Below are 24,726 nucleotides of genomic sequence, written 5' to 3' on the forward strand. Positions count from 1 at the left end.
CGAATCAGTGGATCGCCGAAGGATCGGTGTTATTGCCTGCCGGCGTATTCAGCACCGAGTGGATCACGTGGCTGTGTTCGAAGTAAACGATGAAGTTCGCGTACTCCCAGCGGTTGATCTGTGGGTGCTTGCTGGTGTCGCCACCACGTGGTGACAGCTTGCGTTGCGGTGCGCCCCAGGTCTTCTCGACCTGGCTCATGCTCAAGCCGCGGCGGGGCAGGTTCATGCCCTTTTCCTGCTGCACACGGTGCACCAGCAGGCTGTCGCCGTGCTTGTGCTGTGCCGCCACGGCGTTCTGCGGCGCGGCGAAGGCAGCGGCCGCCGCCAGTACGACGACGATTGGCAAAATAGTAGTGAACTTGACCATCGGTTCCCCTCTCCCTGCAAGGCTGTATGCGGCGTCGTTGTAGCAGAAGTAACCATGCTACGCCATGTCGGAGGCGAACGATTGCGATGGATTCGGCATTCGCTCACACCCGGTGATTGGTCGAGAATAACCCGTTCGCCGCTATCATGGGCGGCTGCGGGCAACGACCCGCCCGCTTCAGTCCGGGTTTTTCATGATTTCCTTCCGACATTTCGCCTTGCGCCGTGGCAGTCGACTGCTGCTTTCCGACATCGATCTGGTGATCCAGAGTGGCTGGCGCCTCGGCGTGATCGGCCGCAACGGCTGTGGCAAGTCCAGCTTGTTCGCCACCTTGCAGGGCAAGCTCGAAGGCGATGCCGGCGAGCTGGAGATGTCCGGCAAGTTGCGGCTGGCCTCGGTGGCGCAGGAAACCCCGGCGCTGCCCGATGCGGCAATCGACTACGTGCTGGGCGGTGATGAGGAGCTGGCCGAGGCGATCAACGCGGAAGCCGATGCTGGCGAGCGCGGCGACATGGACGCGATGGCCAAGGCGCATCACCGCATCGAAGAGTTGAACGGTTATGACGGCCGCGCCCGTGCCGGGCGCCTGCTGCATGGGCTGGGCTTCCCACCTGAAACGCACGAGCGTGCGGTGCAGGAATTCTCCGGCGGCTGGCGCGGACGCCTGAACCTGGCCCGTGCACTGATGTGTCCGTCGGACTTGCTGCTGCTCGATGAGCCGACCAACCATCTCGATCTCGACGCCGTGTTGTGGCTGGAAGAATGGCTGCGCCGCTATCAGGGCACCTTGCTGATCATCTCGCATGATCGTGAGTTCCTCGACGGCGTGATTACCCATACGCTGCATCTCAATGACGGCAAGGCCAAGCTCTACACCGGCAATTACAGCGCATTCGAGCGCCTGCGTGCCGAGCAGCTGCGCCAGCAGCAGATCTCGCATGAACGCGAGCAGGCCGAGCGCGCCCATCTGCAGTCCTTCATCGACCGCTTCAAGGCCAAGGCGACCAAGGCCAAACAGGCGCAATCGCGCATGAAACGACTGGAGAAGCTGGCCGGCACCGAGGCCGTGCGCGCTGACCGGCCCTTCAGCTTCACCTTCCCGATACCCGGTCGCCTGCCGGATTCGATGCTGCAACTGGAAGACATCACCGCCGGCTATATGGCCGACCCATCCAGTCGCGAGGGCAATGAGGAAGTCGCCCACATCGTGCTCGCCGACGTGCGTTTCAGTATCGAGGCGGGCGAGCGAATCGGTCTTCTCGGCCCCAACGGCGCCGGCAAATCCACTTTGGTGAAAACGCTGGTCGGTGAGCTGGAGCCGTTCAGCGGCGAGCGCAAGGTGCACAAGGATCTGAACATCGGCTACTTCGCCCAGCACACGGTGGAAAGCCTGCGCGAAGGTGCCAGCGCGCTCGATCACCTGATGGACAAGGCGCCGGGTGTAGCAACACAGGTGATGCGCGATTTCCTTGGCACCTGGAACTTCGCCGGTGATCGGGCGTTTGAATCCGTTGACGGTTTCTCGGGCGGCGAGCGTGCGCGCCTGGCGCTGGCGCTGATCGCGTGGGACAAGCCGAACCTGTTGCTGCTCGACGAACCCACCAACCATCTCGACCTGGACATGCGCGAAGCGCTGGCCGATGCGCTGGCCGATTTCGACGGCGCACTGGTCCTGGTCTCGCATGACCGCCATCTGCTGGGCATGGTTTGCGACAGCTTCTGGCGCGTTGCCGACAGCGTGGTAGAGCCGTTCGATGGTGACCTCGACGATTACGCGCGCTGGCTGAAGAATCGCGGATCGGCGAGCAAGAAGGCCGCGAAAGCCGGTGCGGCCAAGCCGGTGGAAGTCAAGTTGGTCGAGATTTCACCGGAGGAGCGCCGCCGTCAGGTGGCCGCTCAGCGTGACGACGAGAAAGCTGCGCGCCAGCGGGTGAAAAAGGTCGAGACGCGCACTGCCACGATCGACACCGAGCTGAGCACGATCGAGACGCAACTCGCTGACCCGGCCACCTACAACGGACCGACCCAGGAAATGATGCGGCTGGGCCAGCGGCAGGCCGAGTTGCGTAGCGAGAAAGAAGCGCTGGAAAGCGAATGGCTGGCGTTGATGGAACAACTGGAGGCATAGCCATGTCGCTAACGGTTCGCTCGCTGCAGTTGTGGCTGCCCGCGCTGGCGCACTTCGAGCCTGGGCATCCGCTACGCGAATGGCTGGCCCGGGCTGATCGTCTTGCCGCGGGCGGCAAGGGTTACTTCGGCGGATTGGCTGATCATTTTTCGTCGGTCGACGCGAAGCTTACGGCGGCGGCCATTACCCGCCAGTTTCTTGCCGGCGACGCCGCCGATGGCCTGTGGCTGTCGGCCGATCCGGCCTGGATTCAGCCGGACATGAATGGCGTGCGGCTGCTGGCTTGTGGACGCATGCAGCTGGACCGGGACGCGGCGCAAGCGCTGGCCGAAGCGTTGCGGCCGGTGTTCGAAGAAGTCGGCATGCAACTGGAGGTTTCCACGCCCGATCACTGGCATCTCCGATTGCCAGCGGACATATCGCTGCCCGATTTCGCTGCCCCCGCGCAGGCGTTGGGTGAGGACCTCGCCCAGCATTTGCCGCAAGGTCCGGAGGGCCGTCGCTGGCGTGTCCTGCTCAATGATATTCAGGTGTTGTTGCATCAGCATCCGCTGAATCGGCAACGACAGGCGCGCGGTCTATCGCCGGTCAACAGCTTGTGGTTGTGGGGTGGCGGGCGTTTGCCGACCGGGATCACCACTCAATTTGGCGGTGTAATCAGCGACGACGTGCTGTTGCGCGCACTGGCGTCGCTCGCAGGTATCACGCAGCAGGCGCGCAGTCCTGAAACCATCGCGACCAGCAAAGCAGGTAGCTTGATCGATCTGCAGGACTTGCCGGCACGTGACATCGCCACGCATTGGTGGCCGTGCGTACAGCCATTGCTTGAGCAACAGCCGGTGCTGCTGCAGTTCGCCAGTGGCGAGCGCTGGCAGCGCAAACCCTGGCACCGCTGGCGCGTGTGGCGCAGGGTGGGCCGTTGAGCGTGTTGCAACTGCAACGGCGCGAACGTCGGGCTGAGCCGCACGGTTGGCCGGCTTCGGTGCACCCGGTCTTGCAGCAGGTGTATGCCGCGCGGGGCGTGCTGGAACCTGCGCAGGCTGAACACAGGTTGGCCCGGATGCTGTCGCCGGAACTGCTTGGTGGGATGAGTCAGGCGGTCGACCTGCTGGCTGAAGCCATCCGTGATGACTGGTCCATCCTGATCGCCGGCGACTACGACTGTGACGGCGCCACCGGCACCGCGGTGGCCGTGCGCGGTCTGCGTCTGCTCGGTGCGCGGCAGGTTGGTTATGCGATTCCCAATCGTTTCACCCACGGCTACGGTCTGAGCGCCACCTTCGTGGCTTCGCTGCAGCCGACACCGCAACTCATCGTCACCGTGGACAACGGCGTAGCCAGTGTGGCCGGCGTGGCGGCAGCGAAGGCCCGTGGTATCCGCGTCATCGTCACTGATCATCATTTGCCCGGCGAACAGCTGCCGGACTGCGATGCCATGGTCAATCCGAATCTGGCCGGCGATCCGTTTCCGAGCAAGATGCTGGCCGGCGTCGGCGTGATGTTCTACTTGCTGTTGAGCCTGCGTGCGCGGCTTTACCCTGGTGATCATCCTGATCGCGAAGATCAGCAGGGGACCATCCCCGGCCGTGCTGTTCAAAAGCGCCAACGCCCCGATCTTTCGAGCGTGCTCGACCTGGTTGCGCTGGGCACGGTGGCCGATCTGGTGCCGCTGGATTTCAACAACCGCGTGCTGGTCGAAGCTGGCCTGCAGCGTATGCGCGGCGGGCGCGCCTGTGCCGGCATCACCGCGCTGGTCGAAGCTGGCAAGCGCAGTCTGGCGACGTTGTGCGCCAGTGATCTGGGCTTTGCCGTGGGTCCCCGCTTGAACGCTGCCGGGCGTCTGGAAGACATGCGGCTTGGGGTGGAATGCCTGCTCACCGATGACGCGGCGCAGGCACGCCATTACGCCGCGCAGCTCGATGCAATCAACCGTGAGCGACGCGATCTTCAAGCCTCCATGGTGGCCGAAGCGGAGCAAATGGTCGCCGGCCTCTCCGACATCGACGCGATCGGCGTGGCCTTGTTCGAACCGTCGTGGCATGCAGGCGTGGTGGGTCTGGTCGCTTCTAAACTTAAAGAGCGGCTGCATCGCCCGGTGATTGCCTTTGCTCCGGCCAGTGCAGACGATGGTGATAATTTGCGTGGGTCTGCCCGTTCGATTCCGGGCTTCCACATCCGTGATGCGCTGGCCGCCATCGATGCACGCCAGCCCGGCCTGATCGAGCGCTTCGGCGGCCATGCGATGGCGGCCGGGCTGAGCCTGAAGGCTGTGGACTACCCGCGGTTTGCTGCTGCCTTCGATGCCGTGGCACGCGAATTGATCGAGCCAGAACGTTTGCAAGCGGTGTTGCATACCGACGGCGAGCTGCCGCCCGGCGCCGCTACGCTGGATCTTGCCCGGCAATTGCGTCGGGCCGGGCCGTGGGGCCAGGCCTTCCCCGAACCGTTGTTCGATAACGTGTTCGACTGCGCCAGCTGGAAGGTGATGGGTGAATGCCATCTGCGCCTGCAATTGCGCGATCCGCGCGATGGCGCCGTGCATGACGCGGTGATGTTCAACGCCTATCACGGCCAACCGCCGCCGTCGCGCCTGCGTGCCGCCTACGAGCTGGTGATCAACGACTGGCAAGGCCGCGAAAGCCCGCGCCTGCTGCTGCGGCATATCGAAGCGGCTTGAACCTTTCTTGCGCGTTGTTCACGTGATGGGGTGCATGCTGGCGCCTCCACCCTCCACGGAGAACAACCATGATTTCACAAATCGAAGGTCTGCCTGCCGGCACGCTGGGTTTTCGTGCCCATGGTCAGGTCACCGCGGATGACTACGAAAGCATCATCGTGCCGGACGTGGAAGCGGCGTTTGCGCTCAATCGCAAATTGCGCTTGCTGTATGTCACCGCGGAGGACTTCACCGGCTTCGACCCGGGCGCCATGTGGAACGACGCGAAGCTGGGTGCGCGGCATTTCAGTGGTTGGGATCGCGTGGCTCTGGTCACCGACGTGCCATGGCTGCGAGTGACTGCTGCCACGTTCAGCTTTGCCATACCGGCACAAGTCCGGCTATTCCATGCCGCTGAAATCGAACAGGCTACTGCCTGGATCACCGAAGCTTCAGACGGCTAAATGGCCGATTGATCCGTTTTTCGGCACTTGCCAAGCTGCTGAGAATCTGTTCCAGTAAGTCCATGCATTCCGCCACCGCCCGTTTCGTCAACCTCATTGCGCTCTCCGCGCAGGGTTTCGTGCTGGCCAGCAACAACAATAATCGCGCGAACAATAACGCCAACCGTTGGCGGGCCCTCGCGTAGCTTCAAGTCTCCACGAAAAATACGCGAAGAAGGCCCGCCTAGTGCGGGCCTTCTTCGTTTTTGCCTGTGGGCATGGATGCCCACTTTTGCCCCGCGATCAGGGATCGGTCGCACAAACAAAAGGCCTTCACCATGTGCTCGATATTCGGAATGTTCGACCTGCAACCCGGTGATGATCTGGCGGCGTTGCGCCGACAGGCGCTGGAACTGTCGCAGCGCCAGCGCCATCGCGGGCCGGACTGGAGTGGTGTTTTCGTCGACGCCGGTGTGATTCTGGTGCACGAGCGCCTGGCGATTGTCGACCCGGCCAGCGGTGCCCAGCCGCTGCGTTCGCGTGATGGCGCGCTGGCGCTGGCGGTCAACGGCGAGATCTACAACCACCGCGAGCTGCGTGCGGCCAGTGACTATGACTTCACCACCGGGTCGGACTGCGAGGTGATCAACGCGCTCTATCGGGAGCATGGCAGTGATTTCCTCGGCAAACTCAACGGCATCTTCGCGTTCGCGCTGTGGGATGGTGTGGCGCAGCGTTATTTGATCGCCCGCGATCCGATGGGCGTGTGCCCGCTGTATTGGGGGCATGACGTGCAGGGACGTCTTTGCGTGGCGTCGGAGATGAAGGCGCTGGTTGGCGTATGTGCCGACGTGGCGCCGTTTCCGCCGGGGCATGTTTACGACAGCGCGAGCGGCGAATTGCAGCTTTACTACAGCAAACCCTGGCGTGATTACGAAGCGACGCGTGGCCAGGAAGTCAGTGCAACCGCGTTGCGCGAGGCCTTCGAGCAGGCGGTGCATCGTCAGTTGATGACCGATGTGCCGTACGGCGTGTTGTTGTCCGGCGGGCTGGATTCTTCACTGGTCGCGGCTTGCGCGGCGCAGTTTGCACGTGAGCGGGTCGAGGACGACGATCGCAGCGAAGCGTGGTGGCCGCGGCTGCATTCGTTCGCGGTCGGGCTGGACGGCTCGCCCGATCTGGCTGCGGCGCAGATCGCTGCCGATGCGCTGGGTACCGTGCATCACGGTTTCATCTACACGTTCTGGGAAGGGCTGGATGCCTTGCCCGAAGTGATCCGGCACATCGAAACCTACGACGTCACCACGATTCGCGCCGCTACGCCGATGTATTTGCTGGCGCGGCGGATCAAGGCGATGGGCGTGAAGATGGTGTTGTCTGGCGAGGGTTCGGACGAGATCTTCGGGGGTTACCTGTACTTCCACAAGGCACCGTCGGCCGAGGCCTTTCACGAAGAAACCGTGCGCAAGCTTGATGCGCTGCACAGCTACGATTGCCTGCGCGCGAACAAGGCGATGATGGCCTGGGGAGTGGAGGCGCGCGTGCCGTTCCTCGATCTGGAATTCATCGACGTGGCGATGGGACTGGATGCTGTACGGAAGATGGCCGGGCAGGGCAAGATCGAGAAGGCGGTATTGCGCGAGGCGTTCGAAGGCGCGTTGCCGAATGAAATTCTGTGGCGGCAGAAGGAGCAGTTCAGCGACGGCGTCGGTTACGGCTGGATCGACGGGCTCAAGGCGCATGCGGAACAACAGGTCAGTGACCGCGAGTTCGCGGCGGCTGCGGCTCGTTTCCCGTTCAACACGCCGGCAACCAAGGAAGCCTATTTCTACCGCTGCATCTTCGAGCAACATTTTCCGGGTGAAGCCTGTGCAGCCACGGTGCCTGGCGGCAAGTCGATCGCCTGCTCCTCGCCAGCGGCGCTGGCGTGGGACCCGGCCTTTGCCAGTGCGGCTGATCCGTCCGGGCGTGCGGTGAAGGGCGTGCACCAGCAGGCGTTGGCCTGAGCTTGCAGTCGAGGTGGCAATCGCCCGGCGTGACCGTCAAAGCCTCATGTCGGCATGCTGTGCCGGCATGGGCTCTGCTACCATTGCGAGCTGTTTTCCTGCGATTTCCTACCATGATCGAGACCAATCCCATCCAGGCCCAGATCACCGACCTTCGTGACCGTGTCGAGTCACTTCGGGGGTATCTTTGACTACGCTACAAAAAGCGAACGTCTGGAAGAAGTAACCCGCGAACTGGAAAGTCCCACGGTCTGGGATGACCCCGCGCGCGCCCAGGAACTGGGCCGCGAGCGTGCCCGGCTCGATACCATTGTCCACGGCATCGACCGCATGACCGCCAGCCTCACCGATGCCGGTGAGTTGCTGGAGATGGCCATTGCCGACGGTGACGATGACACTGCGCAATCGGTGATCGACGATCTGACCAAGGTGGAAACCGAAGTCGGCAAGCTGGAATTCCAGCGCATGTTCTCCGGCAAGATGGATGCAACCAACGCGTTCGTCGATATCCAGGCCGGTGCCGGTGGCACCGAAGCGCAGGACTGGGCCGAAATGCTGCTGCGCATGTATTTGCGCTGGTGCGAAAACCGCGGTTGGAAGACCGAGTTGATGGAAGTCTCCGGGGGCGACGTGGCCGGCATCAAGTCCGCCACCTTCCGCGTCGAGGGTGACTACGCCTATGGCTGGTTGAAGACCGAGATCGGCGTGCACCGGCTGGTGCGCAAGTCGCCGTTCGATTCGGATAACCGCCGGCACACCAGCTTCACTTCGGTGTTCGTGTCGCCGGAAGTCGATGACAACATCGAGATCGACATCAATCCTGCTGACCTGCGTACCGACGTGTATCGGTCCTCCGGCGCCGGTGGTCAGCACGTCAACAAGACCGAATCGGCGGTGCGAATCACGCATATTCCGACCAATACCGTGGTGGCCTGCCAGACCGGCCGCAGCCAGCACCAGAACCGCGACACCGCGATGAAGATGCTGGCCGCCAAGCTGTACGAACTGGAAATCCAGAAGCGCAATGTGGAACGCGATGCGCTGGAAGCGACCAAATCCGACATTGGCTGGGGCAGCCAGATCCGCAACTACGTGCTCGACCAGAGCCGCATCAAGGATCTGCGCACCGGCATCGAACGGACCGACACCCAGAAAGTGCTCGACGGCGACATCGATGAATTCATCGAGGCCAGCCTGAAATCGGGTCTGGAGGCTGGCTCCAAACGCATCGATGCGTAAGTGTTGATGCGTTGAATGTGTGCATTTTTCGAGTGGAGTCCCGGTCATGAACAGCAAGAAAACCTTCCGCATGCTGCTGGTTTGCGCGATGTTTGCAGCGTTCAGTTCCACCGCTTGCGCAGCCCAGGATGGCTCCGGCCAGAGCATCAAGCAGGACGCGAAAACGGCAGGCCACGGCATCGCTGATCGTGCTCGCGACGTCGGTCATGCGACCAAGCATGTGGCCACGAAGGTGGGCCATGGTGGGAAGGAAGCCGGCGTGGGGATTGGTCACGGTGCGAAGAAGGCCGGGCTGGGCATTGGCCACGGTGCACGCGATGGCTGGAACGCGACGAAACACGCGGTCAAGAAGGTTTTCAACAAGGGCGATTGACGCGTATTGCAGGCCATTGCGTGTTGTCTGGCAACCCGAATCAAACCATGAGGCGTTCGCCAAGCGATGCGGACGCCCGGAGCAGCAAAAGTCCCATGAGCGAAACGACCGACACCCCGATCATCGACGAGAACCGGCTGATTGCCGAGCGCCGCGAAAAGTTGCATGCGCTGCGCGAGCAGGGCATCGCGTTCCCGAACGACTTCAAAGTCGACAGCTTCGCCGGTGATTTGCAGGCCGAGTTCGCAGACAAGGATGCGCACACGGCAGAAGTTGTCGAGGCTGCCGCACGGCGGGTGAAGATGGCCGGTCGCATCGTGCTCAAGCGCGTGCAGGGCAAGGTCAGCTTCGTGCAGTTGCAGGATTTCAGCGGTCGCATCCAGTTGTTCATCCATCAGGGCACGGTCGGCGAGATCTACGAGGCATTCAAGAGTTGGGACATGGGCGACATCGTGGGCGCCGAAGGCGTGCTGATGCGCACCAAGACCGGCGAGCTTTCGGTGCGTGTCGACCAGCTGCGTCTGCTGACCAAGAGCCTGCGACCGCTGCCGGACAAGCATCACGGCATGGCCGACGTGGAGCAGCGCTACCGCCAGCGCTACGTCGACCTGATCGTCACCGAGGAAGCACGGCGCACCTTCATGCTGCGCTCGCGGATCATCGGCTACATGCGCCAGTGGCTGGAAGCACCGTCGCGTCGCTTCATGGAAGTGGAGACGCCGATGATGCACATGATCCCCGGCGGCGCCACGGCCAAGCCGTTCACCACGCATCACAACGCGCTGGATCTGGATCTGTACCTGCGCGTGGCGCCGGAGTTGTACCTGAAGCGCCTGGTGGTTGGCGGCTTCGACCGCGTCTACGAGATCAACCGCAACTTCCGCAATGAGGGTGTGTCCACGCGGCATAACCCCGAATTCACCATGCTGGAGCTGTATCAGGCCTACGCCACCTATCACGAGATCATGGATCTCACCGAGGCGGTGATCCGCGACACCGCGGCCAACGTGCTCGGTACCACGGAAATCGAATGGGATGGTGCGGCGATCGACGTCGGCCCGGCGTTCCGTCGCTGGCGCATGGAAGATGCCGTGCTTGAGCACAACCCCGAAATCAAGCGCGAAGAGTTGCGCGATCGCGAGGCGATGGCGGCGCATGCCAAGCGCGTCGGTGCGCAGGTGAAACCTGGTTACGGTTGGGGCAAGCTGCTGCTGGAGATCTTCGAGCACACCGTCGAACACACGCTGATCCAGCCCACCTTCATCACCGACCATCCGGTCGAAGTGTCGCCACTGGCGCGCGAAAGCGATACCGACAAAGGCATCACCGACCGCTTCGAGCTGTTCGTCAACGGCAAGGAACTGGCCAACGGCTTCTCCGAGTTGAACGACCCGGAAGACCAGGCCGCGCGTTTCCAGGCCCAGGTCGACGCCAAGGATGCCGGCGACGACGAGGCGATGCATTTCGACGCCGACTACATTCGCGCACTGGAAGTGGGCCTGCCACCCACCGGCGGCCTCGGCATCGGCATCGATCGACTGGTGATGTTGCTGACCGGTTCATCCTCGATCCGCGACGTGCTGCTGTTCCCGTACATGCGACCCGAGGCCTGAGTGAACACACTGGCGCTACAGGATCTGGCTGCGCCCGATGGCATCTGCTACGGCTGCGGCAGTGCCCATCCGCACGGGCTGCACATCAAGAGTCGCTGGGATGCGGATGGCGTGCATGTGGTGTCCACGCATCTGCCCGATGCCGACTTTCACGGCTGGCCGGGGCTGGTCTACGGTGGCCTGATCGCGATGCTGGTGGATTGCCATTCCAACTGGACGGCGATGGCGTACCACTACCGCGCGGAAGGGCGCGAGCCGGACAGCAAGCCGCGCATTGACTGCGTTACCGGCAACCTCGGCGTGAAGTTTCTCAAGCCCACGCCGATGGGCGTGCCGCTGACTTTGAAGGCACGCGTCGACGGTGAGCTGGGCCGCAAGACGCGGGTGCTTTGCGAGGTTTTCGCTGGCGACGTGCTGACGGCGCTGGGCGATTCAATCTTCGTGCGCGTGGATACCGCGCAGCTGGCCGCAGCCGCGCGGAACGGCTGACCGGCGCCGTGCGTTAAACTTCGCGTTTCATCTCAACTCTGGAGCTTGCACCATGTGGTTTGCCATCATCGGAACGGACGTTGCCGACTCGCTGGAAAAGCGCAGGAGCGTTCGCCCGGCGCACATCGCACGGCTGCAGGCATTGCTGGATGAAGGTCGGCTGTTCGTGGCGGGCGCATTCCCGGCGATCGAAGCCGAAGATCCGGGTCCAGCTGGTTTCAGCGGCAGCATGATTCTGGCTGAATTTTCGTCACTGGCTGACGCCCGCAGCTGGGCCGATGCCGATCCCTACATCGCGGCCGGCGTTTACGCCGACGTACAAATCAAGCCGTTCCGCAAGGCGTTGCCGGCGTGAGTGAAGTGATGCTCGAACAGATCCGCCAGCGCCTCACCCAGGCACTGGCGCCGATCGAGCTGGAAGTAGTCGATGAAGGTCACCTGCACGCCGGACATGCCGGCGAGGGCAAGGGTCATTTTCATGTGCATATCGTCAGTCCGGCGTTCGACGGGCTGCTGCCGATCCGCCGGCACCGGCTGGTTTACGCGGCGCTGGATGGTCTGATGGAGCATGGTATCCACGCACTATCAATAGATGCGAAGAATAAGTAATTCAGGAACAAAGTGTTAGGTTATATTTTTCAACTGTTACCTTACGCAGGAACGCATTGCAGCGCCGCCTTGCGTTTGGCACAGTGACTTGTCGCCCGGCAGTACGGGCCTTACCGCTGACCCGTTGAAGACCGCATGCGCCTGAGCACCATCAAACTCGCCGGTTTCAAGTCCTTCGTGGACCCGACCACTCTGCACCTGCCAAGCAACATGATTGGCGTGGTGGGGCCGAACGGCTGCGGCAAATCCAACATCATCGACGCGATCCGCTGGGTGATGGGCGAGAGCGCGGCCAGCCGCCTGCGCGGCGATTCGCTGACCGACGTGATCTTCTCCGGCTCCAACACGCGCAAGCCGGTGGGGCAGGCGACGGTCGAACTGATCTTCGACAACGCTGATGGCTCAGTGCAGGGCGAGTACGGCCAATACGCCGAAATATCGGTGAAGCGCCAGGTCACCCGCGATGGCCAGTCGGCGTATTACCTCAATGGCGCGCGCTGCCGTCGGCGCGACATCACCGATTTGTTCCTCGGCACCGGTCTGGGTCCGCGCAGCTACTCGATCATCGAACAGGGCATGATCAGCCAGATCATCGAGGCGCACCCGGAAGAATTGCGTACACATCTGGAAGAAGCGGCCGGCATTTCCAAGTACAAGGAACGGCGCAAGGAAACCGAAAGCCGCATCAAGGCCACCCGCGAAAACCTCGACCGTGTGCGCGACGTGCGCGACGAGGTCGACAAACAGCTCGAGCATTTGAACCGTCAGGCCCGCGCGGCCGAGCGCTGGAAAGCACTGAAGGAAGAGCAGACACGCAAGGATGCCGAGCTGCGTGCGCTGGAATACCGTGGCCTCAAAAGTCAGCACGATGGCGAAGGCGCAGGCTTGTCCGCCGCCGAGATCGAGATCGAAAAGCAGCTCGCCGGCCAGCGCCAGATCGAAGCGCAACTGGAAAGCGTGCGCGAGCGTCACACGGACGCCAGTGAACACCTGAACGCGGTGCAGTCCGAGGTCTACAAGGTTGGCGGCGAGATTGCCCGCGTCGAGCAGCAGGTGCGCTACAACAAGGAAACCGCCGAGCGCCTGCAGCGCGCGCAGGCTGATGCCGCGCGCGAGCATGCCGAACTGGCCGCGCACATTGCCACCGACGGCGAGCAGGTTGAGGCCTTGCGCCTGGCACTGGCCGAAGGCGAACCCAGGCTCGAAGCGCTGCAGCAATTGCAAGACGACACCGGCGAAGCTCAGCGCAGCACTGAAGCCAAGCTCGCCGACTGGCAGCAGCGTTGGGACAGCCACACCCGCAACGCCGGGGAATCCAATCGTGCGGCTGAAGTCGAGCGCACCAAGCTCAATTATCTGGATCGTCAGGCGATCGACCTTGCGCGTCGCCGCGAGGTACTGGAAACGGAGCAGAAAGCCACCGATATGGCGGCACTGGATGCCGCCGGCGAACAGTTGGCCAACGAGCACGACACCCAGCGCGAACGTGTCGAAACCCTGGGTAGCCTGCTTGATCAGCATAAATCCAGTCACGAGAAGGTGCTGGAAGACGAGCGCCAGGTGCAGTCGACCCTGAACGAAGCACGCCAGCAGTTGCAGACGGCACGGGGCCGACATGCGTCGCTGGAAGCCTTGCAGCATGCCGCGCTCGGGCAGGAAGAAAATGCCGCCAGCAGCTGGTTGGCACGACTCGGGCTGGATCACTCCCGTCGTCTGGGTGCCGCGCTGCAAGTCGAGGCGGGTTGGGAGACGGCCGTGGAAACCGCGTTGAGCGGCTTCCTGGACAGCGTGCTGGTGGACCAGGCGCATGCGCTAGCCAGCGAATTCCCGGCGATCGAGAATGCCGATGTGGCTTTACTTGACGCCAGCGAAGGCGGTGGCAACACCGCCGGTACGCTGGCGGCACAAGTGCGCGGTCCGGCCGCTGCCATGGCGATTCTCGGCCAGGTATTCACCGCCTCCTCCATTGACGAAGCGCGTCAGCGCGCCGCGTCGCTGGCGCCGCACCAGTCGGTGATGACCGCCGCTGGCGAGTGGTTGGGTCCGGGTTGGGCGCGCGTGCGCCGGGCGCAAGGCAGTCAGGTTGGTGTGCTGGCACGCGAGCGCGAATTGCGCACGTTGACCGAGCAGATTGCCATGCTGGAAGCGCAGTTGGAGGAAGCCAGCGAACAGCTCGACACGCTGCGTACCAGCAAGTTCGAAACCGAACGCGCGCGCGACGATGCTCAGCGCGAGTTGTACAACGCCCATCGCCGCCAGTCCGAACTGGCCGGCCAGCTGCAGAGCCACCGGGGCAAGCTTGAAACCGCGCGCGCCCGCGCCGAGAAGGTCAATGGCGAGCTGGCGGACCTCACGCGGCAGATCGATGAACTGCAGGGCCAGACCCGCGAGGCACGTGCGCGACTGGATGAATCCGTGGGCCTGATGGGCGATCTCGAAGACCAGCGCCGCGAGTTGGAAAACGAGCGCCGTGGTCTGCTTGAAGCGCGCGAAGAAGCGCGCATGAATGCGCGCGAGGCCGCCGATCAATCGCATTCGCTGGCACTGTCGCTGGAGTCCAAGCGTTCTTCGCTGAGTTCACTGGAACAGACCCTGGGTCGCATGGATGCGCAGTTGCGCCAAATCGAAGCGCGCCGCAACGAGATCACCGAGCAGCTGGCGGCCGGCTCCGATCCGATCGCCGAACTGGAAGCCGAACGGCAGGCCTATCTGGAGCAACGCCTGCTGGTCGACAAGCAACTGGTCGAAGCGCGCCGCGCGCTGGAAGACTGTGATATCGAGTTCCGCAAGCTGGAGCAGCAACGGCATCTGGCGGAGCAGGGATTGGCGAGCCTGCGTGAAGGTCTGTCGCAGAAGCGACTTGCCGCGCAAGCCCTGCAGTTGCGTGCCGACCAGTTGGCCGAGGCGATCGCCGCGTCGGGGCTGGAACTGGAAACCCTGCTTGCCGAATTGGCGCCCGATATTGACGCCAACCAGTGGCGCTCGCAGCTGGCCGATCTTGGTCAGAAGATCGCGCGACTGGAGCCGGTGAATCTGGCGGCGATCCAGGAACACGCTGAACAAAGCGAGCGCAAGACCTACCTCGACAACCAGCTTGCCGATCTGGTTGATGCGATGGAGACGCTGGAAGGCGCAATCAAGAAGATCGATCGCGAAACCCGTCAGCGCTTCAAGGAAACCTTCGACAAGGTCAACGCCGGTGTGCAGGAATTGTTTCCGCGCCTGTTCGGTGGTGGCCATGCGTATCTCGAACTGACCGGCGACGACCTGCTCAACACCGGCGTAACGATCATGGCGCGCCCGCCCGGCAAGCGTCCGTCCAACATCTCGCTGCTGTCCGGCGGTGAGAAGGCGCTGACCGCGGTGGCATTGGTGTTTGCCATCTTCGGCCTCAACCCGGCGCCGTTCTGTCTGCTCGACGAGGTCGACGCGCCGCTGGATGAAGCCAACGTGGGGCGCTTCTCCAGCCTGGTACGCGAGATGAGCGAACACGTGCAATTCATCTTCATCAGTCACAACAAGGCGACCATGGAAGCCGCCACCCAGCTTTGCGGCGTAACCATGCGCGAACCCGGCGTGTCACGATTGGTGCAGGTGGATCTGGCCGAAGCGGCTAAACTGGCAGGCGCTGCCTGAGGAACCTCATGATGACGTTGCAACCTGTGCTTGCCTTTGCCTGGAATCCCGCTGTCGGCATTCCGATGTTGATTGTCGGCATCATCGTACTGGCGCTGCTGTGGCTGTTCGGTCAGCCGAAGAAGGAGCAGGGCAAACGCCGTATCGTTCCCAGTCCGCAGACCGGCGAGCGCCGTGAGCCGACCCTGGGTGCATCCGATGCCGAGTCGATCGATGACGACTTCTATACGAGCGACATCAAGCCGCAGCAAGGTGAGCTGGAAGTTGGCTTGCGCGAGGAACTGGAGCGACTCGGCGCTGCACTCTCGGGTGATCGCAGCAAGGAGCCGGCGCCCGCGCCGGGTCCAAAAGGACAAAAGAGCAGGCAACAGCCGAAACTGGCCGATCACGTGGCTTCAATCATCGACGCATTGCGCGCGCCCAGTTCCGGTGACGTCACGCCATTCGACGCGCCGGTGACCGCGCAGGAAGCGTCGCCACCCGTAGCCGCGACGGCGACACCGTCAGCCGCGACGGTGCAGCGTTCGGAAGTGGGTCGCCGTCCCGCTCAACTTCCGGTGGAACGGATCGTGACCTTGTTCGTGGTGGCACGTGAAGGAGGCCGTTTTCACGGCCCGGATCTGATCGTGGCCGCCGAAAAGGCCGGTCTGGAATTCGGCGACATGGGTATTTACCATCGTCTGGTCGACGGCAAGCGCGAACTGGGTCCGCTCTTCAGCGTCGCCAACATGCTCAAACCCGGCAACTTCGACCTTTCCCGGTTGGAAGACTTGCGCACACCGGGCGTCAGTTTCTTCATGACCTTGCCGGCGCCGCTGCCGGCGCTGGACGCGTGGGATGCGATGCTGCCCACCGCCCAGCGGCTGGCCGAGTTGCTTGATGGCCTGGTGCTGGATGAAGAGCGCAATGCGCTCGGCCGCCAGGGTATTGCGCACATCCGCGACCAGTTGCGCGGCTGGGATCGAGATCACGAAGGCAAGGAAATCATCTTCGGTCGCTGATACGTTTCAGCCGCCCGTGCTGCGCCGGGGTAACTTCCAGTCAGCCCGGATGAAATGGCAGGTGTAACCCTGCGGATAGCGTTCCAGATAGTCCTGGTGCTCCGGTTCGGCTTCCCAGAAGTCGCCAGCCGGTGCCAGCTCGGTCACCGCCTTGCCCGGCCACAAACCTGAGGCATTGACGTCGGCGATGGTGTCTTCGGCGATTTCCTTCTGCTGCTTCGATGTGTAGTAAATCCCCGAGCGATAGGATGTGCCGCGATCATTGCCCTGGCGGTTTGGCGTGGATGGATCGTGGATCTGGAAGAAGAATTCCAGCAAGGTGCGATAGCTGATCCGCGAGGGATCAAACACGATCTCGATGGCCTCGGCATGACTGCCATGGTTTCGATAGGTCGCATTCGGCACGTCGCCACCACTGTAGCCGACCCGCGTGGACAGCACGCCGTCGCGCTGGCGAATCAGATCCTGCATGCCCCAGAAGCAGCCGCCGGCGAGAACCGCGCGCTCGGTATTCATCGCACATCCTCCACCTGATCCAGCCACGCGCCATAGCCTCGCGCTTCCATCTCGTCGCGATGGACAAAGCGGAGCGAGGCGGAATTGATGCAGTAACGCAGCCCGCCACGATCCCGCGGGCCATCCGGGAAGACGTGACCGAGATGGCTGTCACCATGCGCGGAGCGCACCTCGATACGAACCATGCCGTGGGTCATGTCGCGCAACTCATTCACGTGCGCCGGCTCCACCGGCTTGGTGAAACTCGGCCAGCCACAGCCGGATTCGAATTTGTCGGACGAGGCGAACAGCGGCTCGCCCGAAACCACGTCGACGTAGATGCCCGGCTCGTGATTGTGCAGATATTCGCCCGTGCCAGGCCGTTCAGTGCCGCTTTCCTGGGTTACCCGAAACTGCTCCGGGGTGAGGTTGGACAGAGCCTCGGCGTTTCTGGTGTAGGTGGGCATGTGCAGCTTCCTTGGAACGACGTTCGGTCTGATTGAAGATGGCAGCGGAGCGACGTTTATCAAGGGTTCGCTGGTGTTGCGTTGCTGGCACAAGGACACTAGGGATGCTCTGATCAATTAAGTTCAAAATGGCCGTCCAGACGGCCGTGCTAAAAATATGGATTGACTACGACGAAAAGGCAGATTGTGAGGCATATCGCCGCCATCGCCGTGCTGGGTTACCCCCAATCGCCTCGATTTCCCGCCTCACAGGCGCACCTCCCCTGCGGACGCTAGCAACGTTCGTCGCACCATCCACAGATTCGATAGCGCGAACAGCGTGAGTATCTGAGCGGTGTTCTTGAGCAAGCCCTTGAAGCGCACCTTCTGATAGCCGAACTGCCGCTTCACCACCCGGAACGGATGCTCCACCTTGGCTCGAACCGCGGCCTTCATGTGCTCGGTGTGCTTGACCGCATCCTTCAACTCGCCCTCGGGCATCGCCTTCACGCTGCCGCGTTTGGCCGCGATATGCCACGTGCGGCCGCGCTTGGGTGCCCGTTTCTCGGCGCCTTGGTAGCCGGCATCGGCATGCACCGTCTTCTCTTGGCCGTGCAGCAACTTGTCCACTTCCGTCACGTCGCCCACGTTGGCAGGTGTCGTGGTTACCGTGTGCACCAGCCCCGATTCCACGTCCACCCCGATGTGCGCTTTCATGCCGAAGTACCACTGCTGGCCCTTCTTCGTCTGGCGCATGTCCGGGTCACGCTGTTTGTCCGCATTCTTGGTCGAGGACGGCGCCTGAATGATCGTGGCATCCACGATCGTGCCCTAGCGTAGCAACAGGCCCTAGCCGCTCAGGTGCGCATTGACCGCTTCGAAGATCTTCACCGCCAGGCCGTGCTGCTCCAGGAAGCGACGGAACTTCAGGATCGTCGACTCGTCCGGAATCGCGTCCTCGTTCAGCTCCAGCCCGGCAAACCGGCGCATGGACTCGATCTCGTACAACGCATCTTCCATCGCTGGATCGCTCAGTGCGTACCACTGCTGCATGAAGTGGATCCGCAGCATCGTCGATGCCGCCATCGGCGGGCGACCGCGACGACCGGAGGTCGGATAGCTCGGTTCGATCAGCGCCAGCAGGTCGGCCCACGGCACGACTTTGTCCATCTCACCCAGAAACCGCTCACGACGTGTCGGCTTCTTCTTGACTTCAAAACTCAACGAGGCGAACGAACGCTGCTTCATCGGCGATGGGCTTCCTGGGGACTGCTGGCTATGATGCCGCAGACGGGGAATAAATCAGAGCATCCCTAGGGCGTCTTGCTTGGGTGCGCCGTGGACTCTAGAAAATACCGATTGCAGGCTTCTCACTAATACCCGCCCGAGCTAATTTTGCCAGCAACTTGTCAAACTGGAATGGCTCATCGAGGGTGAAGCCAGGCTTGTGCAGGCGAATCTTGCACTGGCGAATGTTGGCAATACGCTAACTGAGGGAGAGTTTCAATTCTTCGGCGACCAAAAGGGGATGGCGAGACTGGGTAGTCAGGGCTTGCTGCGCAGGCGGTGTCGTCCGGGGCCCGCTGCAGCCCAGTGCGAGAAGCGCCCTCACACTTCGTGTAGGCATTCGCCTACAGCACAGGCTATGATCATGTGTGACGCTGGAAACGGTATGCCGCGGCTGTGCTTGATGACAGTTGGTCCAGCTACAAGTGGACGACAGGCAACCGCACGAGACAAAGTCGGTTGATTGGGCTTTATCGAATACAGGCGTTGTGGGCCGTCGAGGGTGGCTCGCAAGTAGCCGCATCAGCCAACTCGATAAAAGTTTGCCAGTTCGATTGATTCGCCATAAGCATCTGTTTCGCCGCGTTCAGCGCCGCACAAAGTCAGAGCCATTCGCGTCCAGCATTTTTTACGCCGAACGGCGTTCCTGGTAGGGCGAGCGTCAGCTCCGTCCCATGCAGGTTTGCGGCGCGATTCCGAAACCATCCGCGTGCGGGCGGGGAATATCAGGATTACATTTACTTTTGCGTTTGTTTGGACGGCTAAATATATTAATGTCAACGTGGCTGATCTATATAGACTTGCCAATTCGTGTTTAAGGAAACTTCTTGCCGGCGCGGTAGCTTGAAGCATTGGGCATGGCTCTTGCGAGTCCTTGTCTGGTCACACCGGTTAACGATGGATATGCATTGCCTGCTGGTCTAAAACGTCGATAGTGCGGTGGCGTTTCTGGGGAGATGAACGATGCCGGTCATGCTGGGTCAATCCAAGGTTTTCGGGCAAATGCTCGCGCAACTGCATTGTTATTCCCGGTGCGACGTGCAAATTCTTCTGGAAGGCGAGACAGGAACTGGGAAGGAGCTCGCCGCCCGGGAAATTCACTACGCCAGCGAGCGCCGTGAGCGACCGTTTGTTCCGGTCAATTGCGGTGCGCTGCCTGACACACTGATCGAGAATGAACTCTTCGGCCATGAGCGTGGTGCCTATACCGATGCCAAAAGCGCACAGCCGGGGCTGATCGAGCACGCGCGCGGCGGCACCCTGTTTCTTGATGAGGTGGATTCGCTGTCCATCAAGGCGCAAGTGACTTTGCTGCGCTTTCTTGAGAACAACGAATATCGACCGGTGGGAGGCGGTGTGACGCGATTTTCGAACGCGCGCATCGTCGCGGCTACCAACGCCAGTCTGGAGACGCAGGTAGCGGCCGGCCTGTTTCGGCGCGATCTGCAGCATCGGCTCAACGCCCTGCATGTGCGTCTGCCTCCATTGCGTGAGCGCGGTGGAGATGTACCGATGCTTGCCGAGCACTTCCTTCGGCAAGTCTCCCAAAGTATGGACAGGCCTGCCAAGCATTGGAGCGCTGGAGCTTTGCGCGTACTGGATGCGCACGATTGGCCTGGCAATGTACGTGAACTGGAGAATGTCGTATTGCGTTCTTACCTGGGCACGGACGGGGCAGTGATAGACGCGTTCACTCTCGATGGTCTCATCACATCCGTGTCGAACATTTCATCGCACTCGCCGGCAAGCACGCTCCAGGACGATGGCGAGCTTCATTACGTTTCTGCAAAGCACAATGCCATGAGTGCGTTTGAGCGATCCTACCTTTTTGGCCTGATGACGAAGACTTCCGGAAACATTACCGCCGCGGCGCGTCTTTCCGGTACGGACCGGCGACAGCTTGGAAAGCTGCTCAAGAAGCATTGCATTGAGACGGGTGTGTTTCGGTAGTGGATCGCTGCGTTTTCACCGTCTGCTCTCAAGGCATGGTCGGAATGCGCAAGCTCCAGATCCCATTCGTTCGCAAGCCAATCGCCATTGTCCCCACCTCATTCGCGCTTGGCGGGCGAAGGGCCTTGAGGGCAAGGCAGTACCTCTGGGTGTGAGTTGACCCACCTGCACCATTGGACCGGGTCAAACCTTACCCAGTTGTTCGCCTGATCATCGCAGACCGGCCATTTAGCGCCATTTTTCATTGCGATGGTTGGCACGGTGATTGCCTCAGTCCCCAGTGACATGGAGGTGACGCATGAACCATCGGCAAATCCCGGAGCACGCTGACTGCTGTGAAGTGGAGTGCGCGGTACTGGGCTATTTGGCGCAGCACCCCGATGCCGCGGACACGCTCGATGGCATCGTGAGCTGGTGGTTGCCGACGCAACGCTACGAAGCCGAACGCCAATGCGTAGAGAAAGCGCTGGAACACATGGTCGAGCGGGGCCAGTTATGCCGCGACCACCTTCCCGGCGGCAGTGTGCTTTACGCACTGAGACATGCCAACCATTCGCGGCTGCACTGACCAATGCACACCGTCATGGCCAAGAACGCCGACATGTCAGCCCTCGCAAAATTTCCGAGCACCGGTATCGCGGGGATGCCCAGCAGTGCTCGAGCCATTGCGGTGAGCGCCGCAACGAAGACGGACAGCTGGCCGCATACCCGGCTCGGCATGTATGCGTTGAACAAGGTCAACCTGTTTGAGCTGCCGAGTTTCCCCGCAGACGCGCGTGATGGTGTTGGTCGTGAGTCCACCGCGCTGCTCGACCCGGGCTTCGATCACTGCAGTATTCACTGTGAAGCCAGGAGGCGGGCATGCTTTCACATGCTTTGACCATCGTGGCAAACGAACTGGAGCGACACTTGGCTGACGCATACGGCGCGCCGGCAGTGTCGCCCCAGGTGCGCCTTGGCAACATCGCCGAGGGCGTGGGTGGTGGCAGTCCCGGGGCGATTCCGCGCGACGTGCTTGCGTTCTCGATGATCAATATCCGCGAGGAGAAGACGCTCAAGAATCTGGTCCAACCTGTGCGCAACGATGCCACGTTGCGCGTGCAGTACCAGAACCCGGCGCTCTACCTGAATTTTCACATCATGGTTGTGGCAACCCACACCAGCTACACCAATGCGTTGCTGCTGCTATCGCGCACGATCAAGTTTTTCCAGTTCAACAATGTCTTCAACCAGAACTCGGTGGCGCCGGATTCATTGACCACCAATGCGCCCACCAATCCGCTGGATCAACTCGAAACGTTCAAGCTGATTTTCGACATCTATTCGCCGACCCTGGAAGAGGTAAATCATCTGTGGGGCACATTGGGTGGCAAGCAGTACCCGTTCGCGCTGTACACGCTGCGCCTGCTGGAGATGACATTCCGTGCCATCCAGGCTGAGGGTGGCCTGATCACCGAGGTGGCGGGCGATACCTCCTTGCGGTCGTTCCAGCAGATCGGCTTGGGGGGCTGAAATGAGTGAGCGTTCAACTACCTCGTACCGCCGCCTGTTCGAAGTGCGATTGCTGCATCACTACTGGCTGGATGATGGTGGGCAGCGCTTTGACACGCTTGCGCCAGAGAGGCAGGCCGAGCGTCTGTTGAACTATGAGGTGCGACGGCTGCTGCAGGTGACGCCAACACCGTCCACGCTAAGGCAGCTGGGCTCCCAGCGCTGTTTGTTCAAGCCAACCGGGCGGGGTTTCATCGTGGCGGCGCCGAGCGAAGCGACGTTCGACCCGGCTGCCACGTTCTCGTTCGCGCTGTCGATCGCCAGCGGTGACTGCCTGGACTACACCGCGCTGACCTTCCGACCAAAGGCCGTGCAGGAAGCTGTCGACCCCACCGATCTGTCACCGTCCCGAGTGATCTATCGCTACAAGGCAGACGTGCCGGTACTGTCCAATCTCACCGGGGCCAAGCGCACCCTTGGTTCTGGCCAGGTGCTGTTTCTGTCGCGTGACTATCCGGCGCCAGCCGCGAGCGACACGGTAGAGGCCATGGTGCTTTCCGCCGGTGCCCTGCTGCAACTGACCAGCGACAACCCCGGCGCGACCACCGAACAGTTGGCGGCTTCCGCCGCCGACTTGCCGGTGTTCATGCACCAGGGCGATGTGCCGGACATCGTGCCGCCGGCCGGCGTGGTCGGTGCGCCGGTGCGTGGTGTGCAGCTCAGCGACGAGATGTCCGATGACGTGTTCGCCCTGATCACACTCACCGCGGTGCGGGCAGGTGATGACGACTTCAGCTTCGTCGACGGCACTGGTGCGGCGAAAGTGCCCGCCACCGTCTACGACGTGCGGTTGAAGAACCGGTCTACCTGGTGGACCTATCTCGACAAGCGGACCGGCGTGCTCGACGCAGCCGAACCGCAACCGTTGCCGCTGACCTTTTTCGGCAATGCAGGCACCCGGCAGAAGCCTTCTCAGGGCATCGTGAAAGCGCAGGTGAGCGGCGCGCGCATCACGCAGCTTGTTTCGGAGATCTACATCTAGGTTTTTTCACACCGTCCACTGAACCAGTACGCGGAATAGAGGGAGTTCACGGTCATGGCCTACAACACACCTGGCGTCTACGTTGAAGAAATTTCGTCGCTGCCGCCATCAGTGGCTGGCGTCGCCACGGCGATCCCCGCCTTTATCGGCTACACGCAGCAGGCGATGCTGTCGACGGCTGGCGACCTCACGCTGAAGCCGACGCGCATCGCCGCAATGGTCGACTATGAAAAGCACTTCGGCGGTGCCGATCCGGAGCTGAAGATCAAGGTCACCATTGCCAGCGCCGCGGACGGCAGCCTCAACGCGGTAGCGACACTGGCGGAGGCCGATCGATCCCACCATCTGATGTGGTACGCCTTGCGCCTGTATTTCGACAATGGTGGCGGACCTTGCTACATCTGCTCCGTCGGTGGCTATGGCGCGCTGGACCTCACCGAACTTGAGAACGGTCTCACTGCGGTCGGCAAGGAGGATGAGCCGACCCTGCTGGTGTTTCCCGAGGCGCAGTACCTCGACATCGCCGACTGCAAATCGCTCTACGACCAGGCTTTGCAGCAATGCGCGGCCTTGCAGAACCGCTTCGTGATCATGGATGTGCATGGTGGTGCCGTGTCGCTCAACGATCCCGGCGCAGATATCAACACTGCGGTGAAGAACTTCCGTGACAACGGCACGCCGGCCAACAACCTCAAATACGGTGCCGCTTACGCGCCAAATCTGGAAACCACGGTGCGTTTCGCCTATGACGACACCCAGACCCATGTGATTGTCGGCGCCGCCGACTCCACACTCGATACGCTGGAGACGACCAATACCCAGAACTACAACCTGGCGCTTGGCGCGATCAACAAGCTGACCTGCAAGTTGCCACCGTCCGGTGCGGTGGCCGGTATTTACGCTGCGGTCGACAACGCACGCGGCGTGTGGAAGGCACCGGCCAACCTCAGCGTCGCCGATGCGATTCAGCCGACCATCGCGATTGACAGCACGACGCAAGACAGCATGAACGTAGACAGCACCAGCGGCAAGTCGGTCAACGCGATCCGTGCCTTCACCGGCGTGGGAACCCTGGTCTGGGGTGCACGTACGCTGGCCGGCAACGACAACGAATGGCGTTACGTCAACGTGCGTCGGTTCTGCATCTTCGCCGAAGAGTCGATCCGCCGCGCCACCCGTCAGTTCGTGTTTGAGCCGAACGATGCCAATACCTGGGTCAAGGTCAAAGGCATGATCGAGAACTTTCTCACCTCGTTGTGGCGTCAGGGTGCATTGATGGGCGCCAAGACATCGGACGCATTCTCGGTTCAGGTGAGTCTGGGCAGCACCATGACCGCGCTGGATGTGCTGGAGGGCCGCATGGTGGTGGTAGTGGGGCTGTGCCCGGTGCGGCCGGCCGAATTTATCGTGCTGCGTTTCGTGCAGACGATGCCCGTGTCCTGAGCCGTTCGTCCC

At 61.9% G+C, this 24,726-nt stretch carries 23 protein-coding genes and 1 pseudogene; 20 read left to right on the forward strand and 4 right to left on the reverse strand.

Going from position 1 to position 24,726, the window contains the following annotated elements:
- Window positions 1-4 precede the first annotated feature (4 nt).
- The gene (locus tag PY254_RS10765; protein WP_281012042.1) at window positions 5-367 is read right to left on the reverse strand and encodes a hypothetical protein; all 363 of its coding nucleotides are present in this window, start codon (window positions 365-367) and stop codon (window positions 5-7) included.
- A gap of 193 nt (window positions 368-560) precedes the next feature.
- Here PY254_RS10765 and PY254_RS10770 point away from each other — a divergent pair, with 193 nt between their 5' ends.
- From PY254_RS10770 to zipA, 14 genes are all read left to right on the forward strand, one after another.
- Window positions 561-2,495 (forward strand): ABC-F family ATP-binding cassette domain-containing protein, encoded by a 1,935-nt coding sequence (locus PY254_RS10770; RefSeq protein WP_281012043.1) that lies wholly within the window; start codon window positions 561-563, stop codon window positions 2,493-2,495.
- A 2-nt stretch (window positions 2,496-2,497) separates the two neighbouring features.
- The gene (locus PY254_RS10775; protein ID WP_281012044.1) at window positions 2,498-3,418 is read left to right on the forward strand and encodes a phosphoglycerate mutase; all 921 of its coding nucleotides are present in this window, start codon (window positions 2,498-2,500) and stop codon (window positions 3,416-3,418) included.
- On the forward strand, window positions 3,415-5,172 hold the full coding sequence (recJ, locus tag PY254_RS10780; RefSeq protein ID WP_281012045.1) for a single-stranded-DNA-specific exonuclease RecJ: 1,758 nt from the start codon (window positions 3,415-3,417) through the stop codon (window positions 5,170-5,172). The genes PY254_RS10775 and recJ overlap by 4 nt, the downstream gene beginning before the upstream one ends.
- Before the next feature lie 68 nt (window positions 5,173-5,240).
- On the forward strand, window positions 5,241-5,615 hold the full coding sequence (locus tag PY254_RS10785) for a SpoIIAA family protein (RefSeq protein ID WP_281012046.1): 375 nt from the start codon (window positions 5,241-5,243) through the stop codon (window positions 5,613-5,615).
- Window positions 5,616-5,677: 62 nt separating this feature from the next.
- The gene (locus tag PY254_RS10790) at window positions 5,678-5,800 is read left to right on the forward strand and encodes a hypothetical protein (RefSeq protein ID WP_281012047.1); all 123 of its coding nucleotides are present in this window, start codon (window positions 5,678-5,680) and stop codon (window positions 5,798-5,800) included.
- Window positions 5,801-5,932: 132 nt separating this feature from the next.
- Window positions 5,933-7,600, forward strand: a complete 1,668-nt coding sequence (gene asnB / locus PY254_RS10795) for an asparagine synthase B (RefSeq protein ID WP_281012048.1) — start codon at window positions 5,933-5,935, stop codon at window positions 7,598-7,600.
- Between the two features lie 113 nt (window positions 7,601-7,713).
- Window positions 7,714-8,839 (forward strand): peptide chain release factor 2 gene (gene prfB, locus PY254_RS10800; RefSeq protein ID WP_281012049.1). Its coding sequence is split into 2 segments (ribosomal slippage): window positions 7,714-7,788 and window positions 7,790-8,839, totalling 1,125 coding nucleotides; the frame shifts between segments, so codons are not numbered across the junction.
- 46 nt (window positions 8,840-8,885) lie between these two features.
- Window positions 8,886-9,212 (forward strand): hypothetical protein, encoded by a 327-nt coding sequence (locus PY254_RS10805; RefSeq protein ID WP_281012050.1) that lies wholly within the window; start codon window positions 8,886-8,888, stop codon window positions 9,210-9,212.
- A 95-nt stretch (window positions 9,213-9,307) separates the two neighbouring features.
- On the forward strand, window positions 9,308-10,825 hold the full coding sequence (gene lysS, locus PY254_RS10810) for a lysine--tRNA ligase (RefSeq protein ID WP_281012051.1): 1,518 nt from the start codon (window positions 9,308-9,310) through the stop codon (window positions 10,823-10,825).
- Complete coding sequence (locus tag PY254_RS10815; protein ID WP_281012052.1) at window positions 10,826-11,314, forward strand: PaaI family thioesterase; 489 nt, start codon at window positions 10,826-10,828, stop codon at window positions 11,312-11,314.
- 52 nt (window positions 11,315-11,366) lie between these two features.
- Window positions 11,367-11,669: a YciI family protein gene (locus tag PY254_RS10820; protein ID WP_281012053.1), complete on the forward strand. Its 303-nt coding sequence runs from the start codon at window positions 11,367-11,369 to the stop codon at window positions 11,667-11,669.
- Window positions 11,666-11,923 (forward strand): BolA family protein, encoded by a 258-nt coding sequence (locus PY254_RS10825; protein ID WP_281012054.1) that lies wholly within the window; start codon window positions 11,666-11,668, stop codon window positions 11,921-11,923. Before PY254_RS10820 ends, PY254_RS10825 begins: the two co-directional genes overlap by 4 nt.
- Window positions 11,924-12,058: 135 nt before the next feature.
- Entirely contained in the window at window positions 12,059-15,559 is a 3,501-nt protein-coding gene (gene smc / locus PY254_RS10830; protein ID WP_281012055.1) for a chromosome segregation protein SMC, read from the forward strand.
- Window positions 15,560-15,570: 11 nt separating this feature from the next.
- The gene (gene zipA / locus PY254_RS10835; RefSeq protein ID WP_281012056.1) at window positions 15,571-16,560 is read left to right on the forward strand and encodes a cell division protein ZipA; all 990 of its coding nucleotides are present in this window, start codon (window positions 15,571-15,573) and stop codon (window positions 16,558-16,560) included.
- A 6-nt stretch (window positions 16,561-16,566) separates the two neighbouring features.
- On the opposite strand, the gene msrA is transcribed toward zipA, so the two are convergent.
- From msrA to PY254_RS10850, 3 genes and pseudogenes are all read right to left on the reverse strand, one after another.
- Complete coding sequence (msrA, locus tag PY254_RS10840; RefSeq protein WP_281012057.1) at window positions 16,567-17,076, reverse strand: peptide-methionine (S)-S-oxide reductase MsrA; 510 nt, start codon at window positions 17,074-17,076, stop codon at window positions 16,567-16,569.
- Window positions 17,073-17,522 (reverse strand): peptide-methionine (R)-S-oxide reductase MsrB, encoded by a 450-nt coding sequence (gene msrB, locus PY254_RS10845; RefSeq protein WP_281012058.1) that lies wholly within the window; start codon window positions 17,520-17,522, stop codon window positions 17,073-17,075. Before msrB ends, msrA begins: the two co-directional genes overlap by 4 nt.
- Window positions 17,523-17,768: 246 nt before the next feature.
- A pseudogene (locus PY254_RS10850) lies at window positions 17,769-18,749 on the reverse strand (IS5 family transposase).
- Window positions 18,750-19,751: 1,002 nt separating this feature from the next.
- Here PY254_RS10850 and PY254_RS10855 point away from each other — a divergent pair.
- From PY254_RS10855 to PY254_RS10880, 6 genes are all read left to right on the forward strand, one after another.
- Complete coding sequence (locus PY254_RS10855) at window positions 19,752-20,738, forward strand: sigma 54-interacting transcriptional regulator (protein WP_281012059.1); 987 nt, start codon at window positions 19,752-19,754, stop codon at window positions 20,736-20,738.
- Between the two features lie 298 nt (window positions 20,739-21,036).
- A complete protein-coding gene (locus PY254_RS10860) occupies window positions 21,037-21,306 on the forward strand; it encodes a hypothetical protein (protein WP_281012060.1) in 270 nt (89 codons plus the stop codon).
- 15 nt (window positions 21,307-21,321) lie between these two features.
- Window positions 21,322-21,618 (forward strand): hypothetical protein, encoded by a 297-nt coding sequence (locus PY254_RS10865; protein ID WP_281012061.1) that lies wholly within the window; start codon window positions 21,322-21,324, stop codon window positions 21,616-21,618.
- The gene (locus PY254_RS10870; protein ID WP_281012062.1) at window positions 21,600-22,250 is read left to right on the forward strand and encodes a contractile injection system cap protein; all 651 of its coding nucleotides are present in this window, start codon (window positions 21,600-21,602) and stop codon (window positions 22,248-22,250) included. The genes PY254_RS10865 and PY254_RS10870 overlap by 19 nt, the downstream gene beginning before the upstream one ends.
- A gap of 1 nt (window position 22,251) precedes the next feature.
- The gene (locus PY254_RS10875) at window positions 22,252-23,271 is read left to right on the forward strand and encodes a hypothetical protein (protein WP_281012063.1); all 1,020 of its coding nucleotides are present in this window, start codon (window positions 22,252-22,254) and stop codon (window positions 23,269-23,271) included.
- Between the two features lie 54 nt (window positions 23,272-23,325).
- The gene (locus PY254_RS10880) at window positions 23,326-24,714 is read left to right on the forward strand and encodes a phage tail sheath family protein (protein ID WP_281012064.1); all 1,389 of its coding nucleotides are present in this window, start codon (window positions 23,326-23,328) and stop codon (window positions 24,712-24,714) included.
- Window positions 24,715-24,726: the final 12 nt, after the last annotated feature.

The organism is Rhodanobacter sp. AS-Z3 (assembly GCF_029224025.1).
Classification (GTDB): Bacteria; Pseudomonadota; Gammaproteobacteria; order Xanthomonadales; family Rhodanobacteraceae; genus Rhodanobacter.